Source organism: Stieleria varia, from assembly GCF_038443385.1.
Lineage (GTDB): Bacteria > Planctomycetota > Planctomycetia > Pirellulales > Pirellulaceae > Stieleria > Stieleria varia.
The window spans coordinates 7,670,393-7,693,187 of the sequence record NZ_CP151726.1 but is presented as its reverse complement, the minus strand read 5'-3'; the positions used below and the strand labels follow the sequence as shown (position 1 = coordinate 7,693,187).

The following is a 22,795-nucleotide window of genomic DNA, read 5'->3' as shown; positions in this document are numbered from 1 at the left end:
CATGCCTGATTTGATTGCCCAAGGACCGTCCCCTCAAGATCGCTGGCGTCGCGAGATTCCGTCGCCGACGTCGCGCGTGCCGGTGGTGATCGGTCGTTCTGGCGCGGATTGGGAGGTCCCATGGGATTCACAAATCTCCCGTCAGCACATACGGATTATTCCGCAGCCGTCCGATCGTCTAGAAGTCGTTTGCTTGCCCACGGCTCGCAATCCGGTGTTTCATGGCGGCAGCGCCACGCGGCGATTCACGCTTGTGCCCGGAGACCACTTTGTCATCGGCCAAACCACGTTCACCTTGGCCAATCGACCCGGTGCCAGCGAAATGCGGCACGTCGGCGAGATGACCGAGCACGCGTTTGATCACGCGGCGTTGCAACGTCGGCATTTTCGCGACGCGTCGACTCGAATCGACATGCTGAGCCGACTGCCCGATCTGATCACCAGCAGCGGCAGCGATCAAGAACTGTTGGTTCGAGTGACGAGCGTGTTGCTGCAAGCCACACCGGCGGCGTCCGCGGTCGCGATCGTATGTTGCCCAGAGGCGGGTTCATGGGGGGGGCAGCGGTCGGGTCACTCCACGGGCGGGCAACCGGTCAGAGAACCGGGAGGGGCGATCGAGGTTCTGCACTACGACAGTCGAGTGGTCACCAATCAGTCGACACCCGTGAGTGGCAAGCTCGTTCGTGATGCGATCAAGAAACGAGAGAGTGTTTTGAACATTTGGGCTTCGGGGAAAGGTGCCCCAGACGGTTTCACTGCAAGCGAAGACGTGGATTGGGCCTTTTGTGTTCCGCTACGGACGGAAGCATGTCCAGGCTGGGCGCTGTACGTCACCGGCCAACTGGCGACGCAACCGGGACAGAATCTGGAGCAGTCAATTCAAGCCGCACCGCAACAGATGGAGGACGACGTCAAGTTCGCCGAACTGGTGGGAACAACGATCGCGAATTTGAGACAGAGCAGGCGTCTGGAACGTAGGCAGTCGGCGATGCGTCATTTCTTTGCGCCCGTTGTCATGGACGCGTTGGCACGCGGAGATAGTGACGAAGCCTTGCGGCCGCGTGAAGCCAATCTGTCGGTAATGTTCTGTGACTTGCGAGGTTTTTCCCGACGTAGCGAGCGTGACTCGGGGCAGTTGCTGAAACTCTTGGAGAACGTCAGCGACGCCCTGGGAGTCATGACGCGTCACATCCTGGGCATGGACGGCGTCATCGGTGACTTTCACGGAGATGCCGCGATGGGATTTTGGGGCTGGCCTCTGGAGCAGTCCGATGCCGTGTTGCGAGCGATGATCGCGGCGACACGGATACGGGAAGAGTACGCCGCGCAAGGTGCCGACGGATTTCGATGCGGCATCGGCCTCGCCTCGGGAGCAGCCGTCGCCGGACGAATCGGCACGGTGGATCAAGTCAAGGTCACCGCGTTCGGGCCGGTGGTCAATTTGGCCAGCCGGTTGGAGGGGATGACCAAAGCGTTTGGTGCGGCGATCATCGTCGACGAAGTCTTTGCGCAATCGCTACATGATCAACTCAACGACGACACCGCCATCGCTGCGCTGGGATTGAGTTTTTCGGGTGAGAACATTGTGCGTCCCCGACTGCGGCGATTGGCCCGGGTGCGTCCGGCCGGTTTTGCGTCCGTCCTGGAGATCAGCGAACTGTTGTCGTCCCCCAGTCAAAGCGAGCAGGTGCTGACGGACCAAAACATTGCGGATTACGAAAGTGGGTTGGATGCCATGGTTGTGGGCGACTGGGAAAGTGCCATGGTTCACTTGCATCAGTTGCCACCGTGGGATCGCCCCAAGGATGTCTTGATCGCAACCATGCTGGGACACAATCGCGTGCCGCCCGCGACCTGGGACGGCGTGATCGAATTGCCAAAGTGATGTCAGCCGATCAACCACAGAAATTGACGTTCAGCCCTGTCGGAGCAATGGTTGCCATCATCCTGTTGGGGATCGGGTTCGTTGGGCGACTGCAGATTCAGTCCCAAGAATCAGACATGCTGACGCAACGAAACCACGAGCCGATCCGAAACATCGCTCGCATTGATGACGAGAGTGTTCCTCTTGACGGCGGCGGACTGCAATTCACACCGGCAGGTGGATGGACGGTGCTGCAGGTGACAGGGGAACCTGATTTGGGGTTGGTCGTGATACATCCGGCCAGCGGTTGCTTGGCCCGATTGAAACCGATCGGACAGAACGAATTGGTTTCTCCTGCGGCCTGGCAAGAAATCCAGTACACCGATGTCACCGTGCACTGGATGGTTGACATGGAGGAAAATGAGAGAGAGCAGAAAACGTCGTCGGATTTGCCATCAAAAGCTTCAGCGTGGCGATTTCCGTATCGGCAACGGGTCCTGTACGGACGCATCGAAATGCCCCAAGGCAACTTCCTGCTGCAGGTCTGTGTGGGACGACCGGCTGCCTGCCGGGACTGGAAAGAAGGCCCCCTGGCTGACCTGTGCAACGGGTTCAAAGCTCTTCGATGAAGCTTCCGTGGCGATTTTTGCCAAAATGTGAAGTCATCTGACCGAGAATCGCTGGCAAACCCAACGGGACCTGCAAAGTTAACCAGGATTCGCTATGTTTCCAGCTGTGGATGCGTGACTGCATCCATCGAGTAACCCAGTAGCGCAACCCAGTGGCGTACCCAGACGCACCCTCGGGGCGACCTTTCTACAGACTCTCAATAGATATGAATCGAATTACCCTGGCGATCGTTGCAATCGGAATGGTCGCGTGCTGCCAGCCGGCGGTTGCCCAATTGTCTCAGTGGCAGCGTGACCGGATGGTTGAGGCCGCAAAGTCGTCCATCGAGCAGTTGGATGCGGATCGGATTCCCGACAAGGATGCCGCCGAAGAGGCTTTGCATCTGGCTCTGTACCAATTGCAGCAACATCTGCAGCAAAAAGCAGACGCATCAAACGCCCAGGCTTGGACGGACTACCTCGCGATCACCGAGATGATCAAAGCGTTGCAGGCAGAAGACGAAAAGAGAGTGCTCTCCGCCGCCCAAAAGATTCGTGACCGATCGATCGGCGTCGCCCCTGGTTTAGAAGTCACCGCCGTGCGTGGCGTTCGGGACGCGACCGAGCGGTTGGCCAATGCGTATCGATTGAGCAAGAAAGAAGCGTTGGTCAAATTGGTCACGCGTCAGTTGGAGGCCTTGGCGGAAAAATGGTCCGAGGTCGATTCGGTTCCATCGGTCGACGACGCGGCGCGGCTGACGTTGGTCTTGTCCATTTTGCAACAGATGAACCAAGACGTCAGCCTGCTCCAAGAGGCGCGTCAGCAGTTCTCAAGGCCCAATGCGAACGTGATGGTGGGTGAAGCATTCGTGCAGCGGGCGGTGCAGAGAAGCATCAACCAAAGCCGACCGGTTCGCGAATGCATCCTTGGCACGTCGATCAGCGGAACGGCGCACATGATGGGAAACGTGACCGCCAGTTTGATTCCCAGCGACGGTGCGGTTCGCGTGCAAGTCGCATTGACAGGTCAGGTCACCAGCAACAACACCGGCGTCAACGGCCCGGTGCGTTTGCGAACCACGGGGTTGGGCCAAGTTTACTCGTATCGAACGATCACGGTCAGTGAAAGTGGTGTGGTGGCAAGTCCGACCCAGACCACCGCAACGTTGTCCACTCAAATCAACGCCATCGAGCACCCGTTGCGTCTGGTGCGTCGCATCGCCAGAAAAAAGGCTGCCGAGCAAAAGCCCAAGGCTGACCAAATCGCATTGGGAAAACTGCAAAGCCAAGTCGGAACGCAGTTTGCCGACGAAACTTCGCAGGCGTTGTCCAAGCCGTTGCCCAATCCGATGGACCAACTGCGTCCTTGGCTGTTGCGTTTGGATCTGCCGACACCCTCGCGAAACATCGGTTCCACCAGCGACAGTGTCTATGCCCATGCGATGCTGCGTCATGATTGGCAGTTGGCCTCACCCACATCGGCGCCACCTGCGCCGGGCGGATACGAGGCGGTCGTTCAAATCCACGAATCGCTGATCGACAATTCCATCGGACACGTGCTGTCCGGCCGAACGATCGGAGAAAAGGAATTGCAAAAACTGCTGGAGGGACGGGGCAAGAACGCCTCGGCGGCGAGCAACCGTGATGCCGACAGTGACGACGAGGAGTCCAAGGAACCGTTTGAAATTGATTTCACTCGCAGTCGCCCGGTCGTGTTCGAAGCCCGTGAGGGAAAGATCCGCATCGGCGTGCGTGGCACACGGTTTTCTCAAGGAAAGAAGTCGACTGAAGGACGGATCCCCGCATTGGAGATCACCGCCGATTACATTCCCGTGAAAACGACCGACGGCGTGGTGTTGCTCAAGCGAGACGGGGACGTGAGCATCGAGTTTCCCGGTTCGCGAAGCTCCAAGATCTTTCAGGCCGGAATTCGGAACACGATCCGCAAGCGATTTGAAGATGTGTTTCCGGAGTACTTGATGGATCAACCGTGGACGGTTCCACCGACCGTGACCAACGACGCGATTCGCAATCGCGTGTATCGTCCGCGATACGTCACCGCCGAGAACGGCTGGCTGACGATCGCGGTGAATTGAGATTCTCTGCCGAGGCTTGTAAGTTCGCGTCTCGGGAGACTTGTGGTGGGTACTATTTTCGTCCCAAAGCGACGTATTCGATTCCGTCCCGAAGGGACATGACAAAATAGCCCAGGGCAGAGCGCAGCGTCGCCCTGGGTTACTGTGCGTCGTTACCCCACCAAGCCCCGAAGTGGGCGTCACAATGTCTTTCTCGACGCGAAATTGAGTTTGACGAACGGTACGTTTTGGGATTGAGAACGGTGTTTTGCCCTTTCAGGGCAAGGTAGGAGCAGGTGTTCCATTCCCCAGGGCGGCGCTGCGCTCTGCCCTGGGCTTTCATGTTCGGCCCCTTCGGGGCGTGGAGAAGAATAGGTGTTCTGGCTCTTTGCAAAAACCACGCGGAGCGATAATTGCTTCGTGGATTTCGCGACACTTGTTTTCCGCACGACCCAAGGGACGCGGCTACGTGTTTACTCGATCACGTCGGCGGTCAGTGTGGGCGGCTGAGTGTCGCTGTTCTCTCGGCTGGCAAAGGAAACGGCGGCGTTGCCAAGTTCCCCTGTGACGATCAGCGTGATCGTTCGGTTCTTTGATTTGGATAAGAAATCCGTCAATGGTTGAGATTGGATCAAGAGCACGTTGCTGTCGGATGATCCCACGGTGATTTCAGCCAGTGGCGTGAGTGCTTCGAGGCCTTCGTTGGACAGCGAATTGGTCCACACCAAACGATCTTCGGGCCAGATGTCACTGCGTGGATCGTCGAAACCGAACACGCGAAGTGTAGCGCCAACGGGGCGTTGGGGCATGTTGAATTCCATCAGCAATGACGCCGATGCCAGTGGAACCTCATCGGCTTCTTTCTTGTTGCCCTGACGTCGGTTGGCTTGGGCGAAATTCTCTGAGGTATCACTGCCGCCTCGCAAGGGATCGAGGTTAAATCGCAAGTAGATGTGTTGCAGTTCGACGGAGTTGCGTGATTGCACGACCAAGTGATTGCTTTCGCCCAGCGGGTTCTTTACGCTCGCGCCTTTCTTGACGGTCGCGTCCGCTCCGCCCTCGTCCGATGTTTTCATCGTCACGCTTCGAGTGTTCACGTTGGAGGTTGGAGCATCGGACGGTGGGTTATTCGTCGGATCAGGCTGATCGGGGCGCTGAGTCGGTAGCGTCTCTGATTCCATTGGCGGCGTCTGCGAATTTGCCGCGATGGTTGACGGGGCAGGTGTCGACGCGGACGCGACGCTGGCGTCCTCTGCCGACTGCGCGGTGAGCTGGATGTTGTCCAGGAACGCTCGCTCACGTGGTTTGCCTTTATTGGAAAGGATGAACCTGACAAACGGTGTCTTGCCGGCTTCTTTCTCGGTGACGGTGTAGAAGTGCCCTCTTGTTCGGAGCCCCTGCGATACGTCCGTCGAATCGTCAAATTCATCCAATCGATATCGATGGCTGCCTCCGCCGCGAAAACCCAAGATCACCACGTAGTGACTGCTTCCTTTGCCGATTCCTCCGACGTCGTACGTCAATCGCAACTGATCACCGACGGCAACATTTCGCTTGAGCGAATCGCTGAAAAGTTCGATCGCCGTGTCGGCGCCCACGTACGCGGCGGCCTTTCCTTCACTTGCTCCTTCCCTGCCAACCTCTTGCCACCCAGCATCCTCGCCGCGAATGATCGCGTTCCAACCGGGAACGGAGCCGGTTCCGTCGCCTCGATTTCCGGGGCGGTTTTGTTCAAAAGAGCCGTTTTGGATTGACGGATCGATGAGGGTGATCGCACCGGGCGCGATCACGCTGTCGATACTCGGAACGGTGATCTCGATAGCGGGTGGAGGAGAATTCTTGTTGCCGTCTCGACGTGGATTTCGATCACGTGGTTGCGAATCAGCCGGTGGTTGTGATTTAGGCGTTGCGTTGGGAGTCGGATTGGGTGGGTTTGGTTGGCGTGTCGGTTGGCTCGCCGTGTTCGAGACCGCGGCGGGGCTGCCGTCCTGAGTGATGATCCGGTTTTCTTTTTCACCGCCTACAGTGAAAACGTAGATCAAGATAGGAATCAGGACCAACGCCAAGACAGCGATCACAATCAGAGGCAAGAACTTCTTCAGCAACGAAACGCCTTGCGTTGTCGCGGACTTTGATGATGGGTTGGTGGGACGAACCGGGTGAGCACCGGACGCGGCGACTGATCCAGGCTTCACAGCGGGATGGATGCCGGATGTCGAACCGCTCGGCATGGCTGCAGTCGTCCCTTGGGCCAAAGGGGCCCCCGGGGTCACTCCGCTGCCGCCGGCGACAGGTGCTGTCGCGAACACATCGGGCAAGGCAGCGAACGGATCGGGCATGGCCGCAAACGGATCGGGTTGCGACGCCGTTGAGACTGCATCCAGATCCAGCTTTCCAGCATCCAGCGAACCACCGGATTCTTTCTTGTTGACGACTTGCTCAAGTCCCAGTTGCAGTTTGTTGATCGCTTGAGCGACTTCGGATTTGGACTCGCATTCCACCGCGACCTTCTCCAATTCCGTTTCCAGGATCGCTGCGGAAGGGTAGCGGTCGCGAGGTTCTTTTTCGAGCAGTCGCTCGATCAGATCGGCCAAGGGTTGCGGGATGTCTGGATTCAAATCGCGAACGGGTCTTGGGCGATGAGCCAGGATCGCGATCAATTGTTCGGCAACGGTTTTTGACTGCAGAGGCAACTTCCCCGTGGCCAACTCGTACAGCACCACGCCCAAACTGTACAAATCGCTGCGGTCGTCGACCGGTTCGCTCCTGGCTTGCTCTGGCGACAGGTAGCCTGGTGTTCCGATCACTGCACCGCGACCAGAGAGTTGATCCACGGGTGTGTGAGCCAGGGCGAGGCCGAAGTCCAGGATCTTTATCCGCTTGGTGCCTTCTTCCATCCAGATGTTGGCGGGCTTGATGTCGCGATGGACGATTCCGTTGGCATGTGCAGCGGCCAAGCCACGCGTCATGTCGCGGGCGTAGCCGATCAATTCTTCGTAGGTCGGCAACGCCGATCCTTTCTTGATCGTTTCCAGTGTGCCGCCGCGGAGCATTTCCATCGCCATGAAGGGCGTGCCGTTATGCTCCCCGACTTCAAAGATCGTCGCCACGTTATCGTGGTGGACCGCGGCCATCGCACGGGCCTCGCTGATGAACCGTTTGCGGCTCCCCGGCGTTGCGGCGATCCGTCGATTCATCACCTTCAACGCCACGGTCCGCTTCAGCCGAGAGTCTTCGGCGCGAAAGACATACCCCATTCCTCCTTTGCCGAGCTGGTCGATGACGCGGTACTTTCCCAGCGTCCCCAGGTCACCAGGATTTTTAGGAGGATCCAGGAACTCGTGTGTTTCAGGAGCGGACGCCATACGCAGAGCAAGGTCTGGTCAGAGAACGGGAAAAGAAAAGCGGTGCGTTCAGTGTATCACGCGGAAACACCTTCTGCTGAAACCCTGGTTGTTGAAACGATGCCCGTTGAAACCCCACCCGCTTGAAACCCCGCCAGGCAAGTGATAGCCCGTCGCGATCCCTGGAAACGAACCATTCGACCTATTTTACCCTCCAAAAGGCCTAGCGAGACCGCAGATTCAAGGGCCGTTGTCAGGTCCGGCTCCGCCTCGCCCTCCAACGTGAATCAATCGGGATTGACGTTAGTCGGTTACCCCCATCATCCTTTGAGTCTGGTCCAGCCTCAATCGTTCCGAGCGCCAGGACTTATTTCCTCTCAAAACACCAGAAAAACATGAGCACCGCAGCCCCCAGCGTCCAAGTCCAATTGCCCGACGGAACCCTCGCCGAGCACCCCGCCCAAACCACGTCGATGGATGTGGCCAAGGGGATCAGCGAAGGCTTGGCTCGCAGCGTCATCGCAGCCGAAGTTGATGGCAAGATCGTCGATGCCGACCGTCCGTTGGGTGAGCTGGCCACCGGTGATGGACCGCTCTCGTTGAAATTGTTGACCAGCCGCGACCCCGACGCCCTGGACGTGCTGCGTCACTCGGCGGCCCACGTGATGGCTCGGGCCGTGATGCGACTTTACGAGGGAGTCTCGTTGGCGTTCGGCCCGACCACCGAAGGCGGCTTCTACTACGACTTTGACATCCCGGAAAAGATCAGCGAAGACGACTTTCCCAAAATCGAAGCCGAGATCAAAAAGATCATCAAGGACAAGGAACCCTTTGAGCGTTTCGTCATCGACCGCGACGAAGCCAGAAAACTGTGCGACGATCTGAACCAAGATCTCAAGGTCGAGCACATCGACACCGGCTTGGCCGATCAAGACACCGTCAGCTTTTATCGCCAAGGTGAATTCGTGGACTTGTGCCGCGGCCCCCACATTCCCGATGCGGGCAAGATCAAAGCGATCAAACTGATGAGCATCGCGGGGTCTCACTGGAAAGGTGATACCTCCGGGCGTCAACTGCAACGTCTCTACGGCACCGCGTTCTTTGACAAGAAAGAATTGGCGGACTACCTCGAGCAGATCGAAGAAGCCAAGCGTCGAGACCACCGTGTGCTGGGCAAGCAGCATGGGCTGTTCGCGATCAATCCCGAAGTCGGCCAGGGGTTGTGCTTGTGGTTACCCAAGGGGGCTCGCGTTCGTGTCACCCTGGAGAACTTTTTGCGAACCGAACTGCTCTCACGAGGTTACGATCCCGTCTACAGCCCGCACATCGGACGCGTGGAACTGTACGAAACCAGCGGCCACTTTCCCTATTATCGTGACAGCCAATTCGCGCCACTGTTCGGCAGCGAGGTCGGCGGACTGCTCGACGCCTGGAGTCGTCGATTGGAATCCGGCACGATCGATGCCGATGGCGAAGACAAACTGATGGCGGCGGTCGAGACCTTGGGTGTCGAGTTGCCCAACTACAAACCATCGATGACCAATGAGCAAAAGATCGCTGTGCTCAACGAATGGCAGCACAATAACGAGCGATACTTGCTCAAGCCGATGAATTGCCCGCACCACTGTCATATCTTTAAAGCTCAACCGCGTTCCTATCGCCAGTTGCCCCTGCGGTTATTTGAGTTTGGAACCGTCTATCGTCATGAGCAAACCGGTGAACTCAACGGTATGCTCCGCGTTCGTGGCTTGACCCAAGACGACGCGCACATCTTCTGTACCGCCGATCAAGTCGAAGATGAATTCCGTGCGACGATCGAACTGACCAAGTTTGTTCTCAAGTCGGTCGGACTGGATGACTACCGTGTCCAGCTTTCATTGCGTGACCCGGATAGCAGCAAGTATGTCGGCTCTGAGCAACAGTGGGACAATGCGGAAGGATCTCTACGCAACGTGCTGGAGAACTCGGGGTTGGAGTTCAACGAGGAGCCAGGCGAAGCCGCTTTCTACGGCCCCAAAGCCGATTTCATGGTCAGGGACTGCATCGGACGATCGTGGCAATTGGGAACGGTGCAACTGGACTACAATCTGCCCGAGCGTTTCAAGTTGGAGTACAACGGCAGCGACAACTCGGCGCACCGCCCGGTGATGATTCACCGAGCACCGTTCGGATCGTTGGAGCGATTCACCGGCATGTTGATCGAGCATTTCGCCGGTGCGTTCCCAATGTGGCTTTCGCCCGAGCAAATCCGCGTGTTGCCGCTGAGCGACAAGTCGCTCGACTACGCAGTGGCGGTGGCCCGTCAGTTGGACGAAGCCGGTTTGAAGGTGACGGTGGACTCCACCGGCGGCAAAGTGCAAGCGAAGATTCGCAACGCGCAACTCGACTTGGTCAATTACATGGCCGTCGTCGGACCCAAGGAAGCCGAGACGGGGCACGTGGCATTGCGAGACCGCATCGACGGCGATCTCGGCAGCATGCCGGTCGCCCAGGCGATCGCAAGGTTGCAAAAAGAAGTTGCCGACCGCACCGTCCGCCAAGCCGTCAAGGGCTCCGCAGCCCCAGCAGTCGAGACCGGAGCTACCGGCAACGAAGGCTAGTTCTGGATTATGCACGCGATTCACTGAGCTATGTTGTTAAACGCCTTCGGCGTATCTTCCAAATGGAGCAACAAAACCGGCCAATGGAAGTTGCCTGTCAAGACCAATGCTTTGACAGCCCAGGCCTACGCTGGGCTGTTCAAAATTCGGGGTTGTGGCACTATGGCGTTCCGCGAGTTTCTGTCACCTCTCCCGGCGCAGCTGGTGGCCCCCAGTGAGCCTCAGGCGCTAGCCGTGGGCCTGAGGCGGATTGTGGTGCCGGCCCACGGCTAGCGCCTGAGGCTCACTCTGATTGCGATGCATGGGACAAAAACACGGACTGGAAAAACAATGTCAACGCCAACTTTTGACCAACCCACGCTTGGGCTGGTCAATCAAACGATAAGAACAAAAACAAAGCGATGTCACCCACACGAAAAACGATCAAACGTTTACTGACGGTTGCGTCGTGTCTGTGCGCCGGTGGTTTGATCGTGTCCTGGTTCGTCGCTGGCGCCCTCGTGGCGCCGTGTCCTTGTGTGATCGGTGATGCTCCGATTGGATGGAACACAAAAACCATTGCTCTGACCAGTGATTCCGGTTCGACGATCTCTGGTTGGCACACTCGACCCGATCGCGGTCATGGGGTGGTTGTATTGTTACACGGCATCCGGGGTTCTCGTCTGTCGATGGTCGAGCGTGCGAGGTTGCTTCACGACGCGGGATACGCGACGGTGATGATTGATCTGCAATCGCACGGCGAGAGCCTTGGCGAGGTCATCACGGTTGGGCATCTGGAACAACACGATGTACGCGCCGCGGTTCAATACGCTCGCCGTGAACATCCGGGCGAACCGATCGGTGTGATTGGCGTTTCCCTCGGTGGCGCGGCGGCCTTGTTGGCTTCACCGTTGGACCTCGACGCACTGGTGCTCGAGTCGGTTTATCCCAACATACACGCTGCAATCGACAATCGCGTTTCCGCAAAACTGGGGCCGCTTTCGCCAATCCCGACATCGCTCTTGTTGATTCAGCTTCAACTGCGTCTGGGGATTTCTCCATCGGATCTTCGTCCCATCGACCACCTTTCTCAGATCGAGTGCCCAGTGTGCATCGCCTCTGGAACATCGGATCGACACACGACGGAATCCGAAACGCGTGCGATGTTCGAGGCGGCCCCCGAACCCAAAAGTCTTTGGCTGGCCGACGGTGCGGCACACGTTGATTTGCTGAATCATGACCGCGAAGCATACCGGCAGCAGGTCCTGGGTTTTCTCAACCGTCACTTGCGTACTGGCGAATCCACGACCGAGAAACACGCTCCGCCGAGAAATGAACCAGAATAATGAACCAGCCCGCCTCTCAAATCGACAAGCGAATGCTGTTTCTCTGCGTGATCAGTTTTTGTGTTCCGGGATGCATTCGAACGATCGATTCTGTTTTTCCTTTTCTCTATCTGCTACCACGCCCTCTCGGACTTCCTCAGTCAACGATTCTGCTGGCGTTGGTGTTCGTTGGAATGTGCTATGTAGAACGTCGGACTCGTAAGAACAGACGTTCCTCCTAAAGAGAACGATAATGAGATCCCGGGGATCCTGGAAAGTGACCAACTCTTCATTTGCTTTGAAAATGGAAGCAGCCGCCCTAAATGGATAGCCGCTCAGTCAGGGTGCAAAGGCAAGCTCGGAGCAGGTGATGTATACTTGATTGCACGAGAAGCCTTGAGCCAATCAGTACGATGTGGATGAGTAGCTGCCCATCCAGAAACATTCAACGATGTCATTGGAGGAACCGATGAAAAAACGCGTGTGCCCAAAGTGCGGTGGTGAGATGATTGCGGGATTTCTTCTTGAAAAGAATATGCCTGTCCTTGAAGTCGATCTAACCCCGACAGAGTGGGTGTCAATCGATCCAGAGTATTTTGACAAGCACGGATTCTTTCAAACGAAACACATCAGGGATCGGCGGCGAGTTGAAACTCACCGATGTAGCGAATGCAACTTTCTCGAATCTTACGCTGCCGACGCTTCAACTGCAGCTGATCAGAAGTGATGTTGAGAAAGCCTTCTTGGCTGTCTTGCCTTTTTCTTCCTGACACAAAATCGCTCCATTCTGAGCCTCAATGATTCAGTCATGGGAGCGTCAAAGTCCCGGCCCTGTGCACACGTCATCTGTTGAAGTTGATGCATGACAGTAGTTCGGAGCGGCGGTTTTCGCCGATTCCCCTTATCCAAGCCCCCCCTCTGAAGGGCGTTTTGCTGGAAACAATGCCATAAACAGGGCGTTTTACCTGAGATTCGACGATAAGAGCCTGGTAAGCATCCTCCTATTTTGCCCAATTGCCGCTGCTTGGCTGGAAACCTTTTGCCAGAGCGCTACAATGGGATTTCAAACCTACCCCTTTCAGCCGATGCGTGCTGGTCAGACGTCACCTTGATGTTCTGGCGAGGGCTCTATCGCCCTTTTGATCACACTTCGGTCCTGCCTTCAAACCTGCAGACTCGCCTTTGTCCGCTCAACGGATCTCTCCATCTGTTTGCGCTGCGCCACGACGTGGCGTTCGCCGAATCGCCGTCTCAACGGTGATCGCGGTGATTCTTTCGTTCGGCATCGGCATTCAAGCCGGCGAGCCGTCGGGTGATCTCGCTGCTCCTGCCCAAGCCAATGCCACATCCGAGTCGTCTAATGAGAGCTCTGACCATAGCAGGGACGCATTGAAGAATTGGAAAGCCACCGGCTGGCCACTGATGCAGCAGTTTTGCATCGATTGTCATAGCGAGGACAATCTGGAGGCCGGTTTGGATTTGAGCGGGTTCGAAACGTTGGACTCCAATGCGACCGCCGTTACCGCCCGCGTCTTGGAAATGGTTCGCTTTGGAGCGATGCCGCCCGATGACAGCGAACTGCCCAGTATCGACGAACGCAAGCGGTTTGTGGATTCGATCGAGTCGACACTCTACGCCGTCGGTTGTGATCTGACGCCCAAATCGGGCAAGGTCACCGCGCGTCGATTGAATCGAGCGGAGTACAACCATTCGGTTCGAGATCTGTTCGGCATCGACATCCAACCTGCGGATGATTTCCCGTCCGATGAAGTTGGCGCGGGATTTGATAACAACGGCGATGTGCTGTCGTTGTCGCCGATGCTGTTGGAAAAATACATGGCGGCGGCGGAACGAGTCGCCTCCGCGGCGATCGTTGATCCAGACACCTTGCCACGACTTGATCTGGACGTCGCGCCGGATCGTTTACCGGTTTACGGCAATTTCAAAGTCGGCAGCTTCAACGGTCGATTTCTCGACAAAGAAAGTTTTATCTGGCTGGACATCAAACCGCCCTTTGCTGGCGAGTATCGAATCTCTGTGCGTGGCGGCAACACGTTGCCTGATGATAAGCCACGCACCGTCGCGATCTTTGACGCAGCAGGAATCCTGCGAGCAACCGGTGAGCTGAAGTATTACGGTGGCAGCGGAGGGTCAGAGAGTTTCTCTGCCAAGTTGGATTTGCCCGCCGGCGAGCAACGTTTGTTCTTTGATGTGATTCATGACGATCGAGAGCTTGTCGTTGGCGAGTCGCGTTTCGAAGAGCTGGATCGTTTGGACGGCAAGCGAATGAAATCCGTCTTGGAAAAGCTCAGCACACCGGTTCCGCCCGAACGCAACTTTGACAAGTCCGACCATCCGTTCATGTTTCGTGCGATTTCGATCGACGGGCCGTCGCGATACGAGCCCGATGTACTGCCGCCATTCCAAAGTAAGCTGGTCCGCCGTGTCGCTCCCCGCCGACGAGGGCGATACAGCGATGTGAGCAAGACGGCGGCATACTCCCTGCAACCACTGATGCGACTCGCGTTCCGAGGACCGGTCAGTGACGATGACGTCGCGCCATATGCCCAGTTGGTCGAGATGGCGACCGATCAAGGAGAGTCGTTTTATGTCGGAATGCAAGTCGCGATTTCGGCGATCCTCGTCTCCCCACGTTTTCTATATCGTGTCGAGACACCGCCCGCCGATGCAAAACCAGACGACAGCGGAGACGTCGCGTTGACGCAACATCAGTTGGCGACACGTTTGGCTTATTTCTTGTGGAGCAGCACTCCTGACGACGAACTGTTGCAGGCGGCCGACAAGGGGCGTCTGGACGAGGCGATGTTGCGTTCGCAGATCACTCGCATGTTGCGTGACCCAAAGTCCGATGCGTTGGCGTCTCAGTTTGCCGCCCAGTGGTTGGGTTTGCGAAACCTGGAGGAGCACACGGCGGATGCTGAGAAGTTTCCTGCGTTGACACCGTCGCTCAGGAACGCAATGGCTCGCGAAACCGAGTTGCTGTTTCTGGATGTGTTGCACGAAAACAAGCCGGTCTCAGAATTCCTGACCGCGGATTACACCTTTGTCGATCGCGAGTTGGCCAAACACTACGAGCTGGATTTCGATGCGGACGGATTTCAAAGGGTCTCGCTTGCCGCTACCCCACGTCGCGGACTGCTTGCCCACGCCGGAATTCTGACATTGACCAGCAGTCCGACTCGGACCAGTCCCGTCAAACGCGGAAAATGGATCCTTGAAAATATTCTTGGAACACCGCCCCCGGAACCGCCTGCCGGGGTTCCATTGCTGGACGAAGCGAAAGTCGCATCGGCTGATGCAACGTTTCGAGAGCAGTTGGAATTGCATCGGCAATCACCGACCTGTGCGTCTTGCCATCGAGTGATGGACCAACTGGGGTTCGGTTTGGATCAGTTCGATGCGATTGGCCGGTTCAGGACGATGGAGAATGGACACCCCATTGATTCGTCCGGTGAGATGCCTGATGGACGCGAATTCAACTCGGCGAGTGAGCTCAGCCGGATGTTGAGCCAGAGCGAGCAAACCGCGTTTTCCAAAACACTCACCCGGCGGCTGTTGACCTTTGCCATCGGCCGCGAGCTGGCCCCCACGGATCGATGTGTCATCGACCAAATCATGGAAAACACACGCGAAGACAATCACCGATTGGTCGACCTGATCACGCAAGTCGTGCTCAGTCGACCGTTTCGATTCCAAACACCTGCAACGGAGAACTGATCATGGACAGCCGATCACTGAAACCCTTGATGGATCGTCGAACGATCCTGCGTGGCTCCGCCGTTGCATTGGGCTTGCCATTGCTGGAAGCCATGACGCCGCTGAGTCGCAGCGCATTCGCATCCGCCGATTCGATCCAACGGCCTGTTCGGATGGCATTTGTATTCGTCCCCAACGGCGTTATCGTGCCGGACTGGAAGCCGACCGGCAGCGGCAAGGACTGGCAGCTCTCGAAGTCGTTGCAGCCGCTGGAGTCGATGAAGTCCAAGCTCAATGTGATCTCCGATTTGGCACATGACAACGGACGCGGGTACAAAGATGGCGCGGGTGACCACGCGCGGTGCGCATCGACCTTTTTGACAGCCGCACGCCCCCTGAAGACCAGTGGCAGTATCCGACTGGGCGTCTCGGTCGATCAAGTCGCTGCGACACAACTCTCAGGACAGACTCGGTTGTCTTCGATCGAACTCGGTTTGGTCGGCAGCCGCAACGCCGGCAGTTGTGACTCGGGATACAGTTGCGCCTACTCGTCCAATATCTCTTGGCGAAATGAGAACCAGCCGATGCCCAAGGAGACGATTCCACGCCTGGCATTTGAACGCCTGTTTGGCGACGGGGATTCCGCCAAGCGACGCAAAACCAATCGTTTTCGCAGCAGCATCTTGGACGTTGTTCGTGGCGATGCGGAAAAGATCATGGGGCGACTTGGCAAAAACGACCGGCAAAAGATCGACGAGTATTTTGCGGGGGTCCGCGAAATTGAACAACGTATTGAACGATCCGAGAAAGAAGACGCGGCGGCGATGCCGGATTTGGAGGTCCCGTTCGGCCCCATTGATCAGTTCGAACAACACGCCAAGCTGATGTTCGATCTCATGGCGGTTGCTTTTCAAACCGACACCACACGAGTTGCCACCTTGATGTTGGACAACGCAGGCGGCAATCGTCGTTACACGCAACTTGGGATCAACGATGACCATCACGGGATGAGTCACCATCGTGACAAAACGGAGACGGTTGCAAAGTTGCAAAAGATCGACCACTACTTGATCGAGCAATTCGCTTACTTTTTGCAAAAACTCGATTCGATCTCAGACGGAGAGCAGTCGCTGCTCGATCAATCGATGGTGCTCTACGGCAGCGGCATCAGCGACGGCAATCGTCACCGGCACGATGACTTGCCCATCGTACTCGCCGGCAGCGCTGGCGGTCAGATTGAAACAGGTCGTTTCATTGTGCCAGGCAAAGAAGTGCCGATGGGCAACCTGTTCTTGTCCATGCTGGATAAGATGGGTACACCAGCCGAATCGATCGGTGATAGCAGCGGGCGACTGACCGAGTTGGGATGAGCGATTATTGGGCGTCTCCACATAGTCGTTCGACTTTCCAAGTCGCAAACGTTTTTGTCGCTCGACGTTCCAAGTCGAAAACGTAGACTAAGAGAAGTGTCGCTAGAAAACGCTCCCGGTTTCTGCGATTTTGCTCTTCTCAAAGCACGACGTCATGCCACTTGCAACCACCGTTCCGACCAACGTCCAGACCGCTGTTGAAACGTCGCCACCTGCCAAGCTGAACTTGTTCCTCGAGATCACCGCTCGTCGCTGCGATGGCTTTCATGAGATCGATACCGTCATGGTTCCAATCGATCTCCGCGATCACCTGCTCATCCAACGGTTGGATTCTTCGGACGAACTGAGCATGGAAGCTCAATGGATGCCATCGAGCGAAATTTGGACGCAAAAACTTTCCGGATCACCCCAGTCCTCCCATCTTGCGCAGATCCCCAGCGATGAAAATAATTTGGTGATCAGAGCGTTGGCGGCTTTCCGCAAACATTTTGGTGTCAGGTGCGGATTTCACAGTCGTTTGTTCAAGGGCATTCCTGCGGGTGCTGGGATGGGTGGAGCGAGCAGCGATGCGGCCAGTGCACTTCGGTGCGCATCCCTTTTGTGCGAACCGGAGCTTGGCCCCGCAGCCGAACGTGTCGAGGAGTTGGCCGCGATCGCGGCGACGATTGGCAGTGATGTACCGTTTTTCCTCGGGCTTCCAGGACAATCGGAATCAACCGTGGCGGCTCGCGCCCGTGGCCGAGGCGAGTTGCTCAACCCCGTGTCCTTGCGTTCACCCTTGCCGGTGGTCGTAGCATACCCGCGGCATGGTTTATCGACGGCGGAGGTCTACGGAAGACTCACTGTTCCTTCGGAAACCATTGATCCAGAGCCGTTTTTGAAAGCATTGTCGTCGGGAAACCGTAAATTGATTGGCGAGAAGATGACAAACCGTCTGACTGCGCCGGCACGAGAAATCCGGCCTGAGATCGATGAAATGCTAGAATCGATGTGGCGGTCTGGATTGCAAACGTGTCAATTAACGGGAAGTGGTTCGGCATGCTTTGCGATTACCGATACGATCGGGCAGGCACGCAGGGCCGCAGCGAGACTACGCGCGATGTTGCAACCGGGGGCACTCGTTTGGGCCACACACACCACAACGACTGCCCCAAGGGTGCGGCACGCGTCATAAGGGATTGCTCCTTTGGGGAGCATTGCTGATCAAGATCACAGACGCCATGTCATTAGATCGACGAGCCAACTTTGCACGGGTGGGTTTGTCGGCGAGGGAGTTCGGCTCGTGGAGATCACGGAAATTCGGATCAAGTTGATGGAGTCCTCCGAGGATCGTTTGAGAGCATTTTGCTCGATCACGATCGACGGCTGCTTCGTCGTGCGCGATCTCAAAATCATTGACGGGACCAACGGTCCTTTCGTCGCCATGCCCAGTCGCAAGTTGACCGGGCACTGCAATCGGTGTCATCACAAGAATCACTTGCGTGCCCAGTACTGCAACAACTGTGGAAACAAGCTTGATTTCCAAGCCGACGGCGGATTCGATTCACCTCAGAAGCTGTACGCGGATGTCGCCCATCCGATCAACAGTCAGTGTCGAGAGTTGATTCAGAATGCCGTCATTACCGAGTTTCTTGCGGAGTTAAAGCGTTACGAGCAACCCGACTATCGGTCACGCTACGATGACGATTTTGACTACGAGGACACGTTGGTCGATCACATCATCGAACCGGCTCATTCGTCGGTCGGCCCACCGAAATCGGAGACCACACAGCCTCCGGCCACCGAAAAGATCATGCAGTCCGATGACAGGGCGAGGCAACCGCCGTTGGAATCGGACAGCAGTGAAGGGAACGGTGATGAAGGATTCGGAGCCGGAATTTTCTAACGGCTGATGACCAGTCATTCCAAGCACAGCTGCGTTCCGTGTTGCAAAGTCGTATCGAGAATGGTTTTGGCAGCGTTGCAGAATGCCGTCGATTTCTCCAGCGAGTCAGGATCTTGGGGAGAATGGCTGGGGGACGAAGATGCACGAAACCGAATACACCACGTCACGTAGAAGCGTCTCTCCGAGACGCTAACGCAACGAGCGCAGCGAGGTAGCCAACCGCCTAGCCCCGATTATTCATAACCCGACGCGTAAGCGAGGGATTTACCGAGTATCCCTCGCTTACGCGTCGGGTTATGAAAAACAATCTGCATTTCCCAACGATGTCACAACTCATTGTCAAGGATCTGTTTGCGCTATAATCAATCATCCGCATGAATAATCTGGGCTAGCGTCACCCAGTTCGAATCTACCGGCAAGAGAATCGAAGGCAGGATGATGTCACAGACCCGCAAGGCCTCGACCAACCACCATACAAGCCACACGGTTTCTTCAGTGGATCACGTAGCACCGTCTCTGCGAGAAGGTGGGAATTATTCACGTCCCTCTGGACGTAATCGATTCCGTCCCAAAGGGAAATGACAAAAAGCCCAGAGCAGATCGCAGCGTCGCCCTGAGTTATTGTGCTTCCTCTGCGTGCGACCGCTTCCAGCTGCGGAAGCAGCGACAGCATAAAGCGTGGGGCGTCAGCCCCACGTCCAACCGACAATCACCCCATCAAGCTGCGGAGGCAGCGACAGATACTGTTGAATTCGTTAGATGGGACTCCCTCCAGGTCCGCTTCGGGCATCCTGAGATTGCCCTCCGGCATTGCCATCCGCTCCGGAACACTCGCTTGCACTTCACTCTGCTCCGCGTTCCGCTCATTGAGTCGATCCAGCGGACTGACCACTTTCTTTTCAGGGTCATTCAAGCAGTGCAGGTAGATCATCGTGGTGCTGATGTCCTCATGCAAATGGTGACGATGCATCCTGCGGTCACGCGGATTTCGCGAATGCCGGTAATGCACCGATCTTCCCACCACGGCTCCCATCTCCCCCGGATCCTGGCGAGCTTCCAGCGAGTCAGGATCTGGGGGAGAAGGGCTGGGGATGAGGGGGCACGAACCCCAACACACCACATCACGAATCTGCGTCTCTCCGAGACGCTCACCCCATCGAGCAGCCCGCGTTGGAGTCCAGTGTTCGATGGTCGCATCGAATCAACCTGATCAACGAATCCAACGAGTTGGATGATCTTTCGGTTGGTGAATACGTTAAGCTGCTCTTTCGATTTGCAGCGGAGGACGCAGAGCGAAACGATCACGAAACAGAACGCATGTGGGTTCTCATTACTGACCTTGATGATGATGGCTACTACGTCGGCACCGTCGAGAATGATCCACACCATTTCGATAAACTGAAATGCGGGGACACGATCTCTTTTCATCCGCTGCACGTAATGGCCGTTCTCGAAGAAGATGCATAACAAAGCCGTGAACCGGAGCACTCATTCACGCGGCAACTGAAATCAAAGTCTTCCGTTCGTGCCCGGTTACGGCAGGCGATGAGGAGTTTGTTAGGGGCGCAAGCGATTTTCAATCAGGCCTGCAAGAGCACGGGGACAACCGTTGCAAATCGAAAGAGCTTGCAGAGCAATGGGATGCACGTGCGGACTGGCAAGGTCTGATTGACGAGCGGGGGGAGATCCCGCCTGGGTAGCTGCTAGCCACAGGTCCAGTATTGAGTGTTGCAGCGGCTGTATAGGACTGGTGGTCGAAGTCAGTCGTTGAAGCACTGGACTGTTGGGATCGAGACAGGCAGAAAGGTAGTGAGGATGAATGGACTGTGGGTGGTGTGCGCGGCTGTGGACGGGAATAGCTCCAAAATTTGGTATCTGTTGGCCCCAATCAGGTGATTACAGTGCCCAAGGTTTGTGCATGCCCCAAGGCAACACTCCGCGACGCGTCACTGGCGAGCTTCGTGGAGAGACCCGGAGTCGGCGCCCGAAGAACGCTTGCTGTTCACCTTGGTCGGCTCACGCGCGCTACACATCACGTCAGTCAGGTAACCGGTGAGACCCTGAAGTTCTTGATCGATCCGCGATCTCCAATCGTGGTCGAGTGAGTATGTCCGAGAAGTGGAATAAGCGACGAAGACAAATGACACTCAGGGATTCGGACGACCGAATACTACCGTTGAAGCTTGAAGGCCAATCAAGTGGAACGAAGTCGAGTAATATCGATCGAGGGAAGGCGGTCGGGATTTCACGCGATTCAGACTTGGCACCGGCCGTACTCAGTGACGGACAAACTTGTCCAACGCGCTGTCGTGATGATCGATGGCAAGTTGACGGCAACCGAAGACGGTGTCCCGCAAGGGGCGAGTCTCTCCCCGCTGCTGGCCAATGTGTACTTGAACTACGTGTTGGACCAGTGGTTCGAGCGAGAGGTCAAGCCGCGGCTTCGCGGTGAAGCGTACCTGGTGCGTTTCGCCGATGATTTCGTGTGCGGCCTCGAGCTGGAATCAGATGCGAGGAGATACCAAGCGGTCCTGCCCAAGCGACTTGCCTGGTTCTCGTTATCAATCGCCGAGGAGAAGACCAAGTTGATCCAGTTTGGCCGCTTTGCCCGTCGCGATAGCCAGCGACTGGGTGAAGGCGCGCCAGCGGTATTCGACTTCCTCGGATTCACTCACTACTGCGGCCGATCGCGAGCCGGGAATTTCAAACTGAAGAGGAAATGACAATTGGCCGATGCTGATGGTGTTCCACAGCAAGGTTCGTCGGATGGCGAAACGCCACTTGAGCCGTCGAAGCCAGAGCAGCTATGTGAACTGGGCAGATTTCAACCTTTTCACGGAGCAACATCCCCTGGCGAGTCCCAAGGGTTTGACCGACCTGATCGCGATGTCCTGGGCAAAGAGGACTATTCTGGCGACCATCAGTCATCAGGCTATCAACTCTTGACGTTCTTACTGGCTGACCGCCCCGGCGTGTTATCGGAATGGGAAGCTGAACGAATATCTATTCGGCATGCCACAGATTCGACTTGGGGTTGCAGGGAAATTTGATGACGGCAGGCGGGCAGAAGACCTTTGTGCAATCCCTGATCTCGTTGGTGGCGCTGTTGCGAAATGCCTTACGAGTATCGACAAACGCGGAATTCCACGCTCGTCAAGTATCGTAACACCAACTCTAGAACGCCAGAGTATGAAAACAAATCTCATTCACAGTTGGTTCTCAACGCTCGACGGACAAATGTCCGGTATACTGTGTCTTGTCCGACCGCACGAATCGGGATTTATGCTTTCGTTTGCGAATCCAGGCGTTACCTTGGGTGATGCAGACGTACCAAGGCTATGGCTACCTCCCGACGAGTCCGACAGGAAATGGCGACGATCGTCCAAATCTTGGTAACCAAGAATTTGCGGAACCATGCGATGAACTGAAAGACCGCATGGCACGTTTAGAAATGGAAACTACATTGGCGGTCCTCGGTGACGACTGCCGTTACGACTTGAAGGGAACTTTAACATGCCATCCGGTGACGCCCAACGAGCTTGGTTTCCGGAAATGCTCACCGAACTGGACCGCTTTTGGGCCAACGATCCGGCCTGGAGTGAAGTCATCGCGTTCTGCGAGCGGATGACATCCCTCCGTACAGACATTCGAGATCAACGGGATATTCGGTCACCGATGATGATGTGTCTGTCCTGCGGCGTAAAACATGCCATGACGTTGCTGCCGATTTCGCCACGCTCTCTTCTTTTTGCATTGAAAAAGATTGACGCCATCACCGACGAAGAATTGAAACGACTGGACAAAGAATGGATGCGTTATCGTAAGGCCGAGAACCTGGATTCACGGGGGCACCGGAATGTGGACGGCGCGGACGACGCGGACGACGCGACTCAAACATCTGCATGCCATTGAACCGATCAAAACGTCGTAACCATGTCGTGAACCGGAGCGACCGGCAGCGTGTTTTCAAATGGAAAGTCAGTCGCGGACGCCCGGTTACGACCGCCGATCGTCAGCAACCGTGAATC

At 56.4% G+C, this 22,795-nt stretch carries 15 protein-coding genes and 1 pseudogene; 13 read left to right on the top strand and 3 right to left on the bottom strand.

Annotated features, from left to right (window positions below):
• Window position 1 precedes the first annotated feature (1 nt).
• The 3 genes from Pla52nx_RS25800 (at window position 2) to Pla52nx_RS25790 (ending at window position 4,568) form a co-directional block, all read left to right on the top strand.
• A complete protein-coding gene (locus Pla52nx_RS25800) occupies window positions 2-1,885 on the top strand; it encodes an adenylate/guanylate cyclase domain-containing protein (RefSeq protein ID WP_146518792.1) in 1,884 nt (627 codons plus the stop codon).
• A complete protein-coding gene (locus Pla52nx_RS25795) occupies window positions 1,885-2,493 on the top strand; it encodes a hypothetical protein (RefSeq protein WP_146518791.1) in 609 nt (202 codons plus the stop codon). Before Pla52nx_RS25800 ends, Pla52nx_RS25795 begins: the two co-directional genes overlap by 1 nt.
• A 206-nt stretch (window positions 2,494-2,699) precedes the next feature.
• A complete protein-coding gene (locus Pla52nx_RS25790) occupies window positions 2,700-4,568 on the top strand; it encodes a hypothetical protein (RefSeq protein ID WP_146518790.1) in 1,869 nt (622 codons plus the stop codon).
• A 452-nt stretch (window positions 4,569-5,020) separates the two neighbouring features.
• On the opposite strand, the gene Pla52nx_RS25785 is transcribed toward Pla52nx_RS25790, so the two are convergent.
• Entirely contained in the window at window positions 5,021-7,912 is a 2,892-nt protein-coding gene (locus tag Pla52nx_RS25785) for a serine/threonine-protein kinase (RefSeq protein ID WP_146518789.1), read from the bottom strand.
• A 374-nt stretch (window positions 7,913-8,286) separates the two neighbouring features.
• Between Pla52nx_RS25785 and thrS the strand changes: the two genes are divergently transcribed.
• From thrS to Pla52nx_RS33050, 3 genes and pseudogenes are all read left to right on the top strand, one after another.
• Window positions 8,287-10,491 (top strand): threonine--tRNA ligase, encoded by a 2,205-nt coding sequence (thrS, locus tag Pla52nx_RS25780; RefSeq protein WP_146518788.1) that lies wholly within the window; start codon window positions 8,287-8,289, stop codon window positions 10,489-10,491.
• 401 nt (window positions 10,492-10,892) lie between these two features.
• Complete coding sequence (locus Pla52nx_RS25775; RefSeq protein ID WP_146518787.1) at window positions 10,893-11,816, top strand: alpha/beta hydrolase; 924 nt, start codon at window positions 10,893-10,895, stop codon at window positions 11,814-11,816.
• 430 nt (window positions 11,817-12,246) lie between these two features.
• Window positions 12,247-12,414: pseudogene (locus Pla52nx_RS33050) on the top strand (hypothetical protein); the annotation flags it as partial.
• A 10-nt stretch (window positions 12,415-12,424) separates the two neighbouring features.
• On the opposite strand, the gene Pla52nx_RS25770 reads toward Pla52nx_RS33050, so the two are convergent.
• Entirely contained in the window at window positions 12,425-12,568 is a 144-nt protein-coding gene (locus tag Pla52nx_RS25770) for a hypothetical protein (RefSeq protein ID WP_197454344.1), read from the bottom strand.
• Window positions 12,569-13,061: 493 nt separating this feature from the next.
• On the opposite strand from Pla52nx_RS25770, the gene Pla52nx_RS25765 reads away from it, so the two are divergent.
• The 4 genes from Pla52nx_RS25765 to Pla52nx_RS25750 all read left to right on the top strand — a co-directional run bounded on the left by Pla52nx_RS25765 (window position 13,062) and on the right by Pla52nx_RS25750 (window position 18,767).
• Complete coding sequence (locus Pla52nx_RS25765) at window positions 13,062-15,533, top strand: DUF1592 domain-containing protein (RefSeq protein ID WP_146518786.1); 2,472 nt, start codon at window positions 13,062-13,064, stop codon at window positions 15,531-15,533.
• Between the two features lie 2 nt (window positions 15,534-15,535).
• The gene (locus tag Pla52nx_RS25760) at window positions 15,536-16,882 is read left to right on the top strand and encodes a DUF1552 domain-containing protein (RefSeq protein WP_146518785.1); all 1,347 of its coding nucleotides are present in this window, start codon (window positions 15,536-15,538) and stop codon (window positions 16,880-16,882) included.
• Between the two features lie 154 nt (window positions 16,883-17,036).
• Window positions 17,037-18,056 (top strand): 4-(cytidine 5'-diphospho)-2-C-methyl-D-erythritol kinase, encoded by a 1,020-nt coding sequence (ispE, locus tag Pla52nx_RS25755; protein ID WP_146518784.1) that lies wholly within the window; start codon window positions 17,037-17,039, stop codon window positions 18,054-18,056.
• Between the two features lie 108 nt (window positions 18,057-18,164).
• Window positions 18,165-18,767, top strand: a complete 603-nt coding sequence (locus Pla52nx_RS25750) for a SpoVG family protein (RefSeq protein WP_146518783.1) — start codon at window positions 18,165-18,167, stop codon at window positions 18,765-18,767.
• 709 nt (window positions 18,768-19,476) lie between these two features.
• On the opposite strand, the gene Pla52nx_RS25745 is transcribed toward Pla52nx_RS25750, so the two are convergent.
• Window positions 19,477-19,737 (bottom strand): hypothetical protein, encoded by a 261-nt coding sequence (locus Pla52nx_RS25745; RefSeq protein WP_146518782.1) that lies wholly within the window; start codon window positions 19,735-19,737, stop codon window positions 19,477-19,479.
• A 200-nt stretch (window positions 19,738-19,937) separates the two neighbouring features.
• Between Pla52nx_RS25745 and Pla52nx_RS25740 the strand changes: the two genes are divergently transcribed.
• From Pla52nx_RS25740 to Pla52nx_RS25730, 3 genes are all read left to right on the top strand, one after another.
• Complete coding sequence (locus Pla52nx_RS25740) at window positions 19,938-20,234, top strand: DUF2314 domain-containing protein (RefSeq protein ID WP_197454343.1); 297 nt, start codon at window positions 19,938-19,940, stop codon at window positions 20,232-20,234.
• Window positions 20,235-21,046: 812 nt separating this feature from the next.
• Entirely contained in the window at window positions 21,047-21,490 is a 444-nt protein-coding gene (locus tag Pla52nx_RS25735) for a reverse transcriptase domain-containing protein (protein WP_146518780.1), read from the top strand.
• 790 nt (window positions 21,491-22,280) lie between these two features.
• Window positions 22,281-22,679 (top strand): hypothetical protein, encoded by a 399-nt coding sequence (locus Pla52nx_RS25730; protein WP_146518779.1) that lies wholly within the window; start codon window positions 22,281-22,283, stop codon window positions 22,677-22,679.
• Window positions 22,680-22,795 lie beyond the last annotated feature (116 nt).

Excerpts from the sequence above, each read along its gene's own strand:
- ispE (WP_146518784.1), top strand. The coding sequence starts at position 17,037 with ATGCCACTTGCAACCACCGTTCCGACCAACGTCCAGACCGCTGTTGAA.
- Pla52nx_RS25745 (WP_146518782.1), bottom strand. The coding sequence starts at position 19,737 with ATGCATCGTCACCATTTGCATGAGGACATCAGCACCACGATGATCTAC.
- Pla52nx_RS25795 (WP_146518791.1), top strand. The coding sequence starts at position 1,885 with ATGTCAGCCGATCAACCACAGAAATTGACGTTCAGCCCTGTCGGAGCA.
- Pla52nx_RS25760 (WP_146518785.1), top strand. The coding sequence starts at position 15,536 with ATGGACAGCCGATCACTGAAACCCTTGATGGATCGTCGAACGATCCTG.
- Pla52nx_RS25730 (WP_146518779.1), top strand. The coding sequence starts at position 22,281 with ATGCCATCCGGTGACGCCCAACGAGCTTGGTTTCCGGAAATGCTCACC.
- Pla52nx_RS25785 (WP_146518789.1), bottom strand. The coding sequence starts at position 7,912 with ATGGCGTCCGCTCCTGAAACACACGAGTTCCTGGATCCTCCTAAAAAT.
- Pla52nx_RS25775 (WP_146518787.1), top strand. The coding sequence starts at position 10,893 with ATGTCACCCACACGAAAAACGATCAAACGTTTACTGACGGTTGCGTCG.
- Pla52nx_RS25790 (WP_146518790.1), top strand. The coding sequence starts at position 2,700 with ATGAATCGAATTACCCTGGCGATCGTTGCAATCGGAATGGTCGCGTGC.
- Pla52nx_RS25800 (WP_146518792.1), top strand. The coding sequence starts at position 2 with ATGCCTGATTTGATTGCCCAAGGACCGTCCCCTCAAGATCGCTGGCGT.
- thrS (WP_146518788.1), top strand. The coding sequence starts at position 8,287 with ATGAGCACCGCAGCCCCCAGCGTCCAAGTCCAATTGCCCGACGGAACC.